This is a genomic window from Streptomyces sp. NBC_01788 (assembly GCF_035917575.1).
GTDB lineage: Bacteria > Actinomycetota > Actinomycetes > Streptomycetales > Streptomycetaceae > Streptomyces.
Window position 1 is genome coordinate 2037496 of the sequence record NZ_CP109090.1, and the last position, 13235, is coordinate 2050730.

The window sequence follows — 13235 nt, forward strand, 5'->3', positions numbered from 1 at the left end:
TTCGAGCCAGTTCGTCACGAGTCACCCGAAGGAGTAACGCCACGTGAGCACGCTCTATCCGTTCACAGCCATCGTCGGACAAGACGACCTGCGGTTGGCTCTCCTGCTGAACGCCGTCAGTCCGTCAGTCGGCGGAGTTCTCGTCCGCGGGGAGAAGGGAACCGCCAAGAGCACCACCGTGCGTGCTCTGACGGCTCTGCTGCCTGAGCTGGTCGTGGTCCCAGGCTGCCGCTTCTCCTGCGACCCGGCCGCGCCCGACCCCGGATGCCCGGATGGACCTCACCCGTTGGGCAACGGCGTCAAGCGCCCGGCGCGCATGGTCGAGCTGCCGGTCGGTGCCAGCGAAGACCGACTCGTCGGCGCCATGGACATCGAGCAGGCGCTTACGCACGGTGTGAAAGCTGTGGAGCCTGGGCTCCTTGCGGCGGCTCACCGCGGTGTGCTGTACGTCGACGAAGTGAACTTGCTCCATGACCACCTGGTCGACCTTTTGCTTGACGCAGCCGCGATGGGCGCCTCGCACGTCGAGCGTGAGGGTGTGTCCATGCGGCACGCCGCCCGTTTCCTGCTCGTCGGGACCATGAATCCCGAGGAAGGCGAATTGCGGCCCCAACTCCTCGACCGCTTCGGCCTGACCGTCGAGGTCGCGGCCTCGCGGGAGCCCGACCAGCGGGTGGAGGTCGTGCGCCGCCGCCTCGCCTACGACGACGATCCCGCCGCCTTCGCCGCGCGCTGGGCCGACGAGGAGGCCGCCGTACGGGCGCGGATCGTGGCCGCGCGCGAGCTGCTGTCGCAGGTCCGGCTGGGCGATGGCGCGCTGCGGCAGATCGCCGCGACCTGTGCCGCCTTCGAGGTGGACGGCATGCGGGCCGACATCGTCATGGCCAGGACCGCAACCGCGTTGGCCGCCTGGGCCGGGCGGACCGACGTGCTCGCCGAGGATGTCCGGCAGGCCGCGCTGCTGGCCCTCCCCCACCGGCGGCGGCGCAACCCCTTCGACGCACCCGGTCTTGACGAGGACAAGCTCGACGAGACCCTTCAGGAGTTCGGGGGCTCGGAGGACGACGATCCCGACCCCGGTCCCGATGGGCCCGGCGGGGGCGGAGGCCAGCCCTCCCCCGACGACGGCGGCCCGCAGGACGGTGACACCGCCGCACAGCCCGACGCCGGCGACAGCGGCGGCGAGCCGCAGCCCTCCGGGGCCGGCGCCGGTGAGCAGTCCGCCGTACGCGCCTCCGAGCCGTTCCGCACCAAGGTGCTGAGCGTGCCCGGCCTCGGCGAGGGCGCCGCCGGGCGGCGTTCGCGGGCGCGGACCGAGCACGGGCGCACGATCGGGGCGCGGCGGCCCCGAGGTGCCCTGACCAAGCTGCATCTGGCGGCCACCGTGCAGGCCGCCGCACCGCACCAGCGGGCACGGGGGCGGTCGGGGCCTGGGCTGGTCGTCCGCCGGGACGATCTGCGGCAGGCGACCCGCGAGGGGCGCGAGGGGAACCTCGTCCTGTTCGTGGTCGACGCCTCCGGGTCGATGGCCGCCCGGCAGCGCATGAGCGCCGTCAAGGGCGCCGTACTGTCGCTGCTCCTCGACGCCTACCAGCGGCGCGACAAGGTGGGGCTGGTGACCTTCCGCGGCAAGGAGGCGCAGGTCGCGCTGCCGCCGACGTCGTCGGTCGACGCCGCCGCCGTCCGGCTGGAGTCGCTACCGACCGGTGGCCGTACGCCGCTGGCCGCCGGGCTGCTCAAGGCGCACGAGGTGCTGCGGATCGAGCGGCTGCGGGACCCCGCGCGGCGGGCGCTGGTCGTGGTGGTGACCGATGGACGGGCCACCGGCGGTCCCGAGCCGGTCGCCCTGGCCGGGCGCGCGGCGCGGCTGTTCGCGGCCGAGGGGACCGCGTCCGTGGTCGTGGACTGCGAGTCGGGGCCGGTCCGGCTCGGGCTCGCCGGGCAGCTCGCGGGTGAACTGGACGGTACGGCCGTGACGTTGGACGAGCTGCGGGCGGACAGCATCGCCGGTCTTGTCAGGGATGTTCAGGGCATTTCGACTTCGAGGAGGGCCGCGTAATGCCGCAGGGACAGCCGAGTGCCGTACCCGACGACGGGCTGACGACACGTCAGCGGCGCAACCGTCCGCTGGTCGTGGTGCACACCGGGATCGGCAAGGGCAAGTCCACCGCCGCCTTCGGGCTTGCGCTGCGCGCCTGGAACCAGGGCTGGCCGATCGGGGTGTTCCAGTTCGTCAAGTCGGCCAAGTGGAAGGTCGGCGAGGAGAACGCACTGCGGGTGCTGGGGGCCTCGGAGCAGGGCGGCACCGTCGACTGGCACAAGATGGGCGAGGGGTGGTCCTGGGTGCAGCGGGACACGCAGGGTGACAACGCGACCAACGAGCAGAAGGCGCGTGAGGGCTGGGAGCAGGTCAAGCGGGACCTGGCCGCCGAGACGTACCGGCTGTACGTGCTCGACGAGTTCGCGTATCCGATGCACTGGGGCTGGGTCGACACCGCCGAGGTCGTGGAGGTGCTGCGGAACCGGCCCGGGACCCAGCATGTGGTGATCACCGGCCGGAACGCGCCCGGCGAGCTGGTGGACTTCGCCGACCTCGTCACCGACATGTCCAAGGTCAAGCACCCGATGGACGCCGGGCAGAAGGGGCAGAGGGGCATCGAGTGGTGACGTCCCCGTCCGTGCCCCGGCTGGTCGTCGCCGCGCCCTCGTCGGGCAGCGGCAAGACCACCGTCGCCACGGGGTTGATGGCCACGCTGGCCCGGCGGGGGCTTTCGGTGTCCCCGCACAAGGTCGGCCCGGACTACATCGACCCCGGGTATCACGCGCTCGCCACCGGGCGCGTGGGGCGCAACCTGGACGCGTACCTGTGCGGGCCGGAGCTGATCGGCCCGCTGTTCCTGCACGGGGCGCGCGGGTGTGACATCGCCGTCGTCGAGGGCGTGATGGGGCTGTACGACGGGGCCGCCGGAGAGGGCGAACTGGCCTCCACCGCGCAGGTGGCGAAGCTGCTGCGGGCGCCGGTGGTGCTGGTCGTCGACGCTTCCTCGCAGTCCCGGTCGGTGGCGGCGCTGGTGCACGGGTTCGTGACCTGGGATCCCGAGGTGCGGATCGGGGGCGTGATCCTCAACAAGGTGGCCTCCGACCGGCACGAGGCGCTGCTCCGCGAGGCGCTGGACTCGGTCGGCGTGCCCGTGCTGGGGGTTCTGCGCCGGGTCGAGCAGGTCGAGACGCCGTCTCGTCATCTCGGTCTGGTGCCGGTCGCCGAGCGGCGGGCGGCGGCCGTGGACGCGGTGGCGGCGATGGCGGCGCAGGTCTTTGCCGGATGCGATCTGGAGGCGCTGGTCGCGCTGGCGCGCGGCGCGGGGGCGCTGTCGTGCGAGGCCTGGGACGCGGCCGAGGTCCTGCCCTCCACCGGCGATGGGGGCCACCGGGAGAGGCCGAGGGTCGCCGTCGCCGGCGGATCCGCCTTCACGTTCTCCTACGCGGAGCACGCCGAGCTGCTGCATGCCGCCGGGGCCGAGGTCGTGCCCTTCGACCCGCTGCGGGACGAGCGGCTGCCCGAGGGGACCCGAGGGCTGGTCGTGGGGGGCGGGTTTCCCGAGGTGTACGCGGCGGAGCTGTCCGCCAACGAGCCGTTGCGCGAGGCGGTCGCCGGGCTGGCGCTCGGCGGTGCTCCCGTCGCCGCCGAGTGTGCCGGGCTGCTGTATCTGTGCCGGGAGCTGGACGGGCGGCCCATGTGCGGGGTGCTGGACGCCTCCGCGCGGATGACCGGGCGGCTCACACTCGGCTACCGGGACGCCGTGGCCGTGAGCGACAGCGTGCTCGCCGGGGCCGGGGAGCGGATGCGGGGGCACGAGTTCCACCGGACCGCCGTCGAGCCCGGCTCGGGCACGGGAACGGCGGCCCCCGCCTGGGGCGTGCTCGTCCCCGAGCGGCGGGTCGAAGGCTTCGTACAGCGGAACGTGCACGCGAGTTATCTGCACACGCACTGGGCGGCCGCGCCCGGTGTCGCCCGTCGGTTCGTCGAGAGGTGCCGGACGTCATGAGCAGCAGGCTGGTCGGAGTCGGGGTGGGCCCCGGCGATCCGGAGTTGGTGACCGTCAAGGGCGTCAACGCCCTGCGCACCGCGGACGTCGTCGTCGTGCCCGTCATGGGCGCTGTCGACGGAACGGACGGCGGGGAGCGCGGGCGTGCCGAGGCGACCGTGCTGCACTACGTGCCCGCGGAGAAGGTCGTCCGGGTGGTGTTCGCGCTGAACGAGCGGTCGGACCGGGCGCGGCGCGAGGCCGCGTGGGACGCGGCCGGGCAGCGGGTCGCCGGGCTGCTCGAAAGCCGTGGCACCGTCGCCTTCGCCACCATCGGCGATCCCAACGTCTACTCGACCTTCACGTATCTGGCGCAGACCGTCGCCGCGCTGGTGCCGGGGACCGTGGTGGAGACGGTGCCCGGGATCACCGCGATGCAGGATCTCGCGGCGCGTTCGGGGGCCGTGCTGACCGAGGGGACGGAGCCGCTGACCCTGGTGCCGGTCACCGCGGGGGCCGCCGTGCTCGAGCAGGCGCTGAACGGGCCCGGAACCGTCGTGGCGTACAAGTTCGGGCGGCAGGCGCGGGAGGTGGCCGAGGCGCTGCGGGAGAGCGGGCGGATCGACGACGCGGTGTGGGGGTCGGCGCTGGGACTGCCGGAGGAGTCGATCCGGCCGGCCTCGGGGCTCGACGGGGCGCCGCTGCCGTACCTGTCGACGCTCATCGCGCCCGCGCGGCGCGAGGGCGGGCGGGGCGGCAAGCTGTGAGCCGTACCCGCGTGCGGGAGGACCGGTCAGGCCGCCAGGCCGACCACCATCCAGATGAAGGCCACGCCCGCGACCGTGCACAGCAGGGTCGAGCGGGCGGGGTGCTCGTGGTGGGCCTCGGGGAGGATCTCCGCCGCGGCGAGGTAGAGCAGGGCTCCGCCGAAAAGGCCGAGATAGCCGCCGAGGAACCACTCCGGGATGGTGACGAGCGTGGTCGCCGCGGCGCCCGCTATGGGGGCCAGGGCGTCCGCGACGAGCATGGCGACGGCCTTGCGGCGCGCGTTGCCGTACAGGCTGGTGATGGTGAACGTGTTGAAGCCGTCGGCGAAGTCGTGGGCGATGACGGCGAGCGCGACCGCGACGCCCATGCCGTGGTCCACCTGGAAGGCGGCCCCTATGGCCACGCCGTCCATGGCGCTGTGACCGACCATGGCGGCCGCGGCCGTCAGGCCCACCTCGGGGGCGCGGTGGTTGTGCCGCTCGGCGCCGCCGTGCGCGGCCTGCCGCGCGGCCAGCAGGCGTTCCACCAAGTGGGCCACCAGGAACCCGGCCACGAACAGCAGCAGGGCCGCCGGTACGCCGAACACGTCCCGGCCGGCCGCGTGCAGTGCCTCGGGCAGCAGGTCGAGGCCGACCACGCCCAGCATCAGGCCGCCGGCCAGTCCCAGGACCAGATGGCGGCGGTCGGTCACCCGCTGTGCCGTCCAGCCGCCGGCCAGCGTCATCAGGAACGCGCCGAGCGCGACGAAGACCGCCATGTGCCCTTGCTATCCGATGAGGGCCCGATCGCGCACATCCGGCCACTCCCATATCCCCCCACATCAGGACATTCCGCATGAGAGGACCCGAACCCATGGCCGTTGCCCCGACCGGCAAGGTGACCTTCGTCGGTGCCGGCCCCGGCGCCGCCGACCTGCTGACGTTCCGGGCGGCCCGCGCGATCGCCGAGGCCGACGTGGTGATCTGGGCGGCCAGCCTGGTGCAGGCCGAGGTGCTCCAGCACGCGCGCGAGGACGCGGAGATCCTGGACTCGGCGGCCCTGTCCCTGGAGGACGTCGTCGCCGTGTACGAGCGGGCGCACGCGGAGGGGCTGAAAGTGGCCCGTGTCCACTCCGGCGACCCGGCGCTGTGGGGCGGCACGCAGGAGCAGCTCGACCGGTGCGCGGACATCGGCATCGCGACGGAGGTCGTGCCCGGTGTCTCGTCCTTCTCGGCCGTGGCCGCGCTGGCGCGGCGCGAGCTGACGATCCCGGAGGTCGCGCAGTCGGTCGTGCTGACCCGGCTCGGTGGCGGGAAAACGCCCATGCCGCCCGGCGAGGAGGTGCGCGAGTTCGCCCGGCACGGCACCACCATGGCGGTGTTCCTGTCGGCGGCCCGCAGCGGCCAGCTCGTGCGGGAGCTGCTGGAGGGCGGCTACCCGACGTCCACGCCGGTCGTGGTCGCCTACCAGGCGACCTGGCCGGAGGAGCTGGTCGTCACGTGCACGGTCGGCACGCTGGAGGAGACGGTCAAGGAGCACAAGCTCTGGAAGCACACGCTGTTCCTGGTCGGACCGGCCCTCGCCGCCCAAGGCACCCGTTCGCACCTGTACCACCCCGGGCACTTCCACGGCCACCGCAAGGCCGACCCCGAGGCCCGCAGGGCCCTGCGCGCGCGGGGTGCGAGCACGTGATCACGGTGGTCGGCACGGGCACCGGGGCGTACGGCACCCGGGTGCCCGCGGACGCCGGGCTCGTCGTGGGCGCGCGGCGGCACCTGGACGCCGTACGGCTGCCGGAGGACGCCGAACGGGTGGTCCTGGGCCCGCTGGCGCCGGCGCTCGACACCATCGCGGAGTACGTCGGCAAGGAGCGCCCGGTGCTCGTGCTGGCCTCCGGGGACCCCGGATTCTTCGGGATCGTACGGGCGCTCGCCGAGCGGTTCGGGCCCGGGCTGCTGGACGTCCGCCCCGGTGTCTCCTCCGTGGCCGCCGCGTTCGCGCGGATCGGGCTGCCCTGGGACGACGCGGTGGTGGTCAGCGCGCACGGGCGGGATCTGCGCACGGCCGTGAACGTGTGCCGGGCGCGTCCGAAGGTCGCCGTGCTGACCGGGCCGGGGGCCGGGCCCGCCGAGCTGGGCGCCGCGCTGGACGGCACCTGCGGCGAGCGGGTGCTGGTCGTCGCCTCCGCGCTGGGCGACCCGGAGGGCGAGCGGGTGGAACGGCTCACGCCGGCCGAGGCCGCCGCCCGCGACTGGGGTACGGCGGTGAACGTGGTGCTGTGCCTGGACGGGGCGCACTCGCCCGGCCCTCTGCGCACGGTCGCGGGCCCGCCGGCCGGCCCGTCCCGATGGGCCCTGCAGGAGAGCGAGTTCGCCCACCGCGACTCGATGATCACCAAGTTCGAGGTGCGCGCCCTGGCGCTGGCCCGGCTCGGGCCGCGCCTCGGCGACCTGGTCTGGGACGTGGGCGCGGGCTCCGGTTCGGTCGCCGTGGAGTGCGCCCGGCTGGGCGCCGCCGTCACCGCCGTCGAGCAGACGGCCGACGGAGTGGAGCGGATCCGCGCCAACGCGGCGGCGCACGCCGTGGACGTGTCGGTGGTGCACGGAACCGCACCGGAGGCGCTGGCCGGGCTCGCAGAGCCCAACGCGGTGTTCGTCGGTGGCGGCGGGCGCGCGCTGCCCGAGGTCGTGACCGCGTGCGCGCGGCGGGCCCGGCGGACCGTCGTGGTCGCCGTGGCGGCCCTCGACCGGGTGCCGGCCGTGCGCGGGGCGCTGGCCGCCGCCGGGCTCGTGTGCGACGGCGTGCTGCTCCAGTCCTCGCGGCTCGCGCCGCTGCCGGGCGACGTGACCCGGCTCGCGGCCACCAACCCTGTTTTTCTGCTGTGGGGCACGCGGCCCCCGGTGCGACACGAAGGAGTGGCTGAGTGATCGGCCTCATTTCCGCCACGGCGGCGGGCGCGGCTGCGCGGGACCGGCTGGCCGCGGCCTGGCCGGACCGTACCCGGGTGTACGAAGGGCCCGTCGGGGACGCCGTACGGGCCGCCTTCGCCGAGTGCGGGCAGCTGGTGTGCTTCCTGGCGACGGGGGCGGTCGTACGGCTGATCGCGCCGCTGCTGGGCGAGAAGGCCTCCGATCCCGGAGTGGTGTGCGTCGACGAGGGCGGCCGGTTCGCGGTGTCCCTGGTCGGCGGGCACGCGGGCGGGGCGAACGAACTGGCCCGCGCGGTGGGCGAGGTGCTGGGCGCGGAGCCGGTCGTGACGACCGCGACGGACGCCGTGGGACTGCCCGGTCTCGACACGCTCGGCCTTCCGGTGGAGGGCGATGTCGCCGGGGTCTCGCGGGCGCTGCTCGACGGGGAGCCGGTCGGTCTTGACGCGGAGGTGCGCTGGCCGCTGCCGCCACTGCCGGTCGCCGCCGAGGGCGCGTACACGATCCGGGTCACCGACCGTGCCGCCGCGCCCGCCGGACGGGAGGTGGTCCTGCGGCCGCCGACGCTGGTCGTGGGCGTCGGCGCGTCCAGGGGCGCGCCCGTCGAGGAGGTGCTGGGCCTGGTCGAGGGCGTGCTCGCGGAGGCCGGGCTGTCCGCGGCGTCGCTCGCCGAACTGGCCACGGTCGACGCCAAGGCGCAGGAGCCCGGCGTCGTCGAGGCGGCCCGGCGGCTCGGGGTGCCCCTGGTGGCGTACTCCGCCGGGGAGTTGGCGGCGGTCGACGTGCCCAACCCGTCGCGGGCGCCGCTCGCCGCCGTCGGCACCCCCTCCGTCGCGGAGGCCGCCGCGCTCGCGCGCGGGGGCGAACTCCTCGTGCCCAAGCGGAAGTCGGAGCGCGCCGATGGGACGCCCGCGATGGCCACCTGCGCGGTCGTACGGCGGCCGGGGCGCGGTCGGCTCGCGGTCGTCGGGTTGGGTCCCGGCGCCCGGGACCTCCTCACGCCGCGCGCGCGGGCGGAGTTGCGGCGTGCCTCCGTTCTCGTGGGGCTCGACCAGTATGTCGACCAGGTCCGCGACCTGCTGCGGCCCGGCACCCGCATCCTCCAGTCGGGTCTCGGCGCGGAGGAGGAGCGGGCGCGCACGGCGGTCGCCGAGGCCCGGCGCGGGCATGCCGTCGCGCTGATCGGCAGCGGCGACGCGGGGGTGTACGCGATGGCCTCGCCCGCGCTGGCCGAAGCGTCCGACGACATCGACGTCGTCGGGGTCCCCGGCGTCACGGCCGCCCTCGCCGCGGGCGCCCTTCTCGGCGCCCCCCTGGGCCACGACCATGTCTCGATCAGCCTCTCCGATCTGCACACCCCCTGGGAGGTCATCGAGCGGCGGGTGCGGGCGGCGGCCGAGGCGGACCTCGTCGTGACGTTCTACAACCCCCGCTCCCGGGGCCGGGACTGGCAGCTGCCGAAGGCGCTGATGGTCCTGGCGGAGCACCGGGAGCCGGCGACGCCGGTCGGTGTCGTACGGAACGCGTCCCGGCCGGACGAGTCCAGCCGGGTGACGACGCTGGCCACGCTCGACCCGGAGACGGTCGACATGATGACGGTCGTGACCGTGGGCAACACCGCGACCCGAGAGATCGCGGGGCGCATGGTCACGCCGCGCGGCTACCGCTGGCAGGCGTCCGGGGAGGAGCCGAAGTGAACCGTGTCGTCCACCCGATCGAGCAGGAGTCGTTCCGGCGGCTGCGCGCCCGCCTGGACACCTCGCACTTCGCGCCGCTGACGCGGGCGGTGGTGGAGCGGGTCGTTCATTCCTCCGCCGACCTGGAGTACGCGTCCGACCTCGTCATGGACGAGGGCGAGCTGCTGACGGCGCACGCCGCGCTGCACGCGGGGGCTCCCGTGGTCGCGGACGTGGAGATGGTGGCCGCCGGGATCACCCGGCGCGAGACCGTCTGCCGGCTCAAGGGCGCCAGGTCGGGTCCCGGGATGACCCGCTCCGCGCACGCGATCCGGCTGGCGTACGAGGACGTCGGCCCGGGCGCGCTCTGGGTGATCGGCTGCGCGCCGACCGCCCTGGAGGAGCTGCTGAAGCTGAACGCCGCCCCCGCGCTCGTCATCGGCCTGCCCGTCGGTTTCGTCGGGGCGGCCGAGTCCAAGGCCGCGTTGCGCGAGAGCGGGCTGCCCGCCGTGAGCAACGTGTCCGAGAAGGGCGGTTCGGCGGTCGCTGCGGCCGCGCTCAACGCCCTTCTGTACCAACCCAGTTCGTTTGAATCGCCTGAACCGCTCGCATCGCTTGAATCGCTCGAGGAGACCCTGTGACCACCCCGCCGCCGCCCGCTCTGCTCATCGCCGGTCACGGCACCCGGGACGACGCCGGAGCCGAGGCGTTCCGCGACTTCGTACGGGAGTTGGGGCGCCGTCACCCCGAACTGCCCGTCGCGGGCGGCTTCATCGAACTGTCCCCGCCGCCGCTGGGCGAGGCCGTCGCCGAGCTGGTGGAGCGGGGCGTACGCCGGTTCGCCGCCGTACCGCTGATGCTGGTGTCCGCAGGGCACGCCAAGGGCGACATTCCGGCGGCGCTGGCCCGTGAGAAGGAACGGCACCCGGGGATCTCGTACACCTACGGCCGGCCGCTGGGCCCGCACCCCTCACTTCTGCGGGTGCTGGAGCGGCGGCTGGACGAGGCGGTCGATCCGTCCTGGGACCGCTCCGAGGTGACGGTGCTGCTGGTCGGGCGCGGCTCGACCGACCCGGACGCCAACGCCGAGGTGCACAAGGCGGCGCGGCTGCTGTGGGAGGGACGTGGGTACGCGGGCGTGGAGACGGCGTTCGTGTCGCTCGCGGCGCCGGACGTGCCGAGCGGGCTCGACCGGTGCGTGAAGCTGGGCGCGCGGCGGATCGTCGTGCTGCCGTACTTCCTGTTCACGGGCATCCTGCCGGACCGCGTGCGGCGGCAGACGGCGGACTGGGCGGCGGCGCACCCGGAGACCGATGTGCGCTCGGCGGACGTGATCGGGCCGGAGCCGGAGCTGCTGGACCTGGTGATGGAGCGGTACGAGGAGGCGGTGAAGGGCGATCTGCGGATGAACTGCGACTCGTGCGTGTACCGGATCGCGCTGCCGGGCTTCGAGGACAAGGTGGGGCTGCCGCAGCAGCCGCACTTCCACCCGGACGACGACGGGCACGGACACGGGCACCACCATCATGGAGGGCACTCTCACTCCCATGCGCACTGAGGACGCGGCCGGGCACGATCTGCGGCACCACGGGGACGCCGAGGTCCGCGACGACGGGGCGGCACTGGTGGACCTCGCCGTGAACGTGCGGACGGACGCGCCGCCGGGATGGCTGCGGGAGCGGATCGCCGCCTCGCTGACCGGTCTCGCCGCCTACCCGGACGGGCGGGCCGCGCGGGCGGCGGTGGCGGCGCGGCACGGGCTGCCGGTGGAGCGGGTGCTGCTGACGGCGGGCGCGGCGGAGGCGTTCGTGCTGCTGGCACGGGCGCTGAAGGTGCGGCGGCCGGTCGTCGTGCATCCGCAGTTCACCGAGCCGGAGGCGGCGCTGCGGGACGCGGGGCACACAGTGGACCGGGTGCTGCTGCGGGCACAGGACGGCTTCCGGCTCGATCCGGCGGCCGTCCCCGAGGACGCGGACCTGGTGGTGGTCGGCAACCCGACGAACCCGACATCGGTGCTGCATCCGGCCGCGTCCGTCGCCGGACTGGCCCGTCCGGGACGGGTGCTGGTGGTCGACGAGGCCTTCATGGACGCGGTGCCGGGCGAGCGGGAGTCGCTGGCGGGGCGGACGGACGTGCCCGGCCTCGTGGTACTGCGCAGCCTGACCAAGACGTGGGGTCTCGCGGGGCTGCGGATCGGCTACGTGTTGTCGTCGCCCGAGGTGATCGCCGAGCTGGAGCGTGCCCAGCCGCTGTGGCCGGTGTCCACTCCGGCGCTCGCGGCGGCGGTGGCGTGCGTGGAGCCGCGGGCGCTGGCCGAGGCGGAGGCCGCGGCCCGCCGTATCGCCGCGGACCGGGCCCACCTGGTGGCGGCCCTGGACTCCTTCGCGGGTCACGGGGTGCGGGTGGTGCGACCGGCCGAGGGCCCCTTCGTGCTGGTGCGCGTGCCGGGGGCGGCGGACGTACGGCGGCGGTTGCGCGGGCTGGGATACGCGGTACGGCGCGGGGACACGTTCCCCGGTCTTGGCGGGGACTGGCTGCGGCTGGCGGTGCGGGACAGGGGGACGGTGGACGGCTTCGTCCGTGCCCTGGGCTCGGCGCTGGCGCCGCCCACCGTTCCCTGACTCACCGCGCCGGGAAGTCCCGCCGGACCTGGACTTCCCGGCCGGCCGCGAGGCGGCTGTCAGCCGCGGCGCCGGCGTGCAACCGCCAGCGCGCCTCCCCCCGCCGCCAGCAGGACGGCGGAGCCCGCCGCCAGGTACGGCGTGACGGAGCTGCCGCCCGTCTCCGCCAGGTCGACGGTCTTCTTCTCGGAGACGGTCTGCGGCTTCACGTCGGCGGCGTCCTGGGGCTTGACGTCGTCACTTCCGGGCTTGTCGTCGCCGCCCTGGGGCTTGTCGCCCCCCTGAGGCTTGTCTTCGGTCCCCTGAGGCTTGTCGTCGGTCCCCTGGGGCTTGTCGTCGCCGCCCTGTTCGGCGGGCGGGGCCGCCTCCTTCTCCGGAGCCTTCGGGGACTCGCAGGTCGCCCTGGCGAGGGTGACCGTGCCCTCCACCTCGGCCACGTTCAGCTTGAGCGGGTTGACGGAGACCTTGAGCTCCAGGGCCGTCGCGGCGGCCGTCCTCGAGGTCGTCTCCCGCTTCGACAGGTCCAGGCGGACCTCGCCGACGCCGGGGACGCGGACGTCGGTCGTGCCGCCGGCGCTCAGCGTCACCTTCTTGCCGAGCACCTTCACCGAGCCCAGGACGTTGCTGCTGGCGACCGGGGACTCGCCGGCCTCGCAGGTCGCCTTGGACGTGACCTGGTCGACCTCGATCAGGGACAGCAGGGGCAGGCCGGGGACATGGATGCGGGCGTGGGCCAGTTCGACGAAGCCCTCCGCCTTGTCCGCGGAGACGGTCGCGTCGGTCTTCGCCACGTCCGCGCGGATCACGCTGAAGGGCTTTCCGCCGTCGACGCCGTCGAGACGCGCGGTCAGCGCGGTCTGCTGCGCGCTCCGCGGTGCCTCGACCTCGTTGAGGGAGACCGCGAGCGGGACGTTCACCGTCTTGTTGACCAGGGACACGTCCAGCCCGGTGCGCAGGACGGAGGCGCTCGCGTGACCCTCCTGCCCGCCGGTCGCGTGCGCGGACCCGGCGCCGATCAGCGTCACCGGCCCGGCGGCCAGCACGGTGGCCGCGGCGACGGAGGCGCAACGACGGGCGGACATGCGGAAGTTGTTGCCGTTCAAGGTGTGGGACCCCCAGAAAGGAATGCTTGGGACCCGGTAAGAATTACGCACTAAGGGTGAACCGTCAGCGATCCAGGGTTACTTCACCCTTTCGGGAGGTTTCCGTCCGCTCGTTCGATTTTCCGGGTACGGGCGT

At 74.3% G+C, this 13235-nt stretch carries 12 protein-coding genes; 10 read left to right on the forward strand and 2 right to left on the reverse strand.

The genetic code is table 11. From position 1 onward, the window contains the following. The first annotated feature begins 43 nt into the window (after positions 1-43). From OIE49_RS09440 to cobI, 4 genes are read left to right on the forward strand one after another with little or no spacing between them, the layout of a single operon-like run. On the forward strand, positions 44-2059 hold the full coding sequence (locus OIE49_RS09440; protein ID WP_326801923.1) for a putative cobaltochelatase: 2016 nt from the start codon (positions 44-46) through the stop codon (positions 2057-2059). Then, the gene (gene cobO, locus OIE49_RS09445; protein WP_326801924.1) at positions 2059-2667 is read left to right on the forward strand and encodes a cob(I)yrinic acid a,c-diamide adenosyltransferase; all 609 of its coding nucleotides are present in this window, start codon (positions 2059-2061) and stop codon (positions 2665-2667) included. Before OIE49_RS09440 ends, cobO begins: the two co-directional genes overlap by 1 nt. Beyond that, entirely contained in the window at positions 2661-4046 is a 1386-nt protein-coding gene (locus tag OIE49_RS09450) for a cobyrinate a,c-diamide synthase (RefSeq protein WP_326801925.1), read from the forward strand. Before cobO ends, OIE49_RS09450 begins: the two co-directional genes overlap by 7 nt. Continuing rightward, the gene (cobI, locus tag OIE49_RS09455) at positions 4043-4792 is read left to right on the forward strand and encodes a precorrin-2 C(20)-methyltransferase (RefSeq protein ID WP_326801926.1); all 750 of its coding nucleotides are present in this window, start codon (positions 4043-4045) and stop codon (positions 4790-4792) included. Before OIE49_RS09450 ends, cobI begins: the two co-directional genes overlap by 4 nt. Positions 4793-4818: 26 nt before the next feature. Here cobI and OIE49_RS09460 read toward each other — a convergent pair whose 3' ends face one another. After that, positions 4819-5550 (reverse strand): ZIP family metal transporter, encoded by a 732-nt coding sequence (locus tag OIE49_RS09460; protein WP_326801927.1) that lies wholly within the window; start codon positions 5548-5550, stop codon positions 4819-4821. A gap of 95 nt (positions 5551-5645) precedes the next feature. Between OIE49_RS09460 and cobM the strand changes: the two genes are divergently transcribed. The 6 genes from cobM to cobC are packed head-to-tail and all read left to right on the forward strand — an operon-like array spanning position 5646 to position 11996. Next, the gene (gene cobM, locus OIE49_RS09465) at positions 5646-6464 is read left to right on the forward strand and encodes a precorrin-4 C(11)-methyltransferase (RefSeq protein ID WP_326801928.1); all 819 of its coding nucleotides are present in this window, start codon (positions 5646-5648) and stop codon (positions 6462-6464) included. Then, on the forward strand, positions 6461-7699 hold the full coding sequence (cbiE, locus tag OIE49_RS09470) for a precorrin-6y C5,15-methyltransferase (decarboxylating) subunit CbiE (protein ID WP_326801929.1): 1239 nt from the start codon (positions 6461-6463) through the stop codon (positions 7697-7699). Before cobM ends, cbiE begins: the two co-directional genes overlap by 4 nt. Further along, positions 7696-9396 carry a precorrin-3B C(17)-methyltransferase gene (cobJ, locus tag OIE49_RS09475; protein ID WP_326801930.1) on the forward strand — a complete coding sequence of 567 codons (1701 nt, stop codon included), beginning with the start codon at positions 7696-7698 and terminating at the stop codon, positions 9394-9396. Before cbiE ends, cobJ begins: the two co-directional genes overlap by 4 nt. After that, positions 9393-10016, forward strand: coding sequence for a precorrin-8X methylmutase (locus tag OIE49_RS09480; protein ID WP_326801931.1), 624 nt, complete (start codon positions 9393-9395; stop codon positions 10014-10016). Before cobJ ends, OIE49_RS09480 begins: the two co-directional genes overlap by 4 nt. Continuing rightward, positions 10013-10933, forward strand: coding sequence for a sirohydrochlorin chelatase (locus OIE49_RS09485; protein WP_326801932.1), 921 nt, complete (start codon positions 10013-10015; stop codon positions 10931-10933). The genes OIE49_RS09480 and OIE49_RS09485 overlap by 4 nt, the downstream gene beginning before the upstream one ends. After that, on the forward strand, positions 10923-11996 hold the full coding sequence (cobC, locus tag OIE49_RS09490) for an Rv2231c family pyridoxal phosphate-dependent protein CobC (RefSeq protein ID WP_326801933.1): 1074 nt from the start codon (positions 10923-10925) through the stop codon (positions 11994-11996). The genes OIE49_RS09485 and cobC overlap by 11 nt, the downstream gene beginning before the upstream one ends. Positions 11997-12055: 59 nt before the next feature. Here the strand turns inward: cobC and OIE49_RS09495 are convergent, their stop codons facing one another. Next, complete coding sequence (locus OIE49_RS09495; protein ID WP_326801934.1) at positions 12056-13099, reverse strand: SCO1860 family LAETG-anchored protein; 1044 nt, start codon at positions 13097-13099, stop codon at positions 12056-12058. Between the last annotated feature and the right edge of the window lie 136 nt (positions 13100-13235).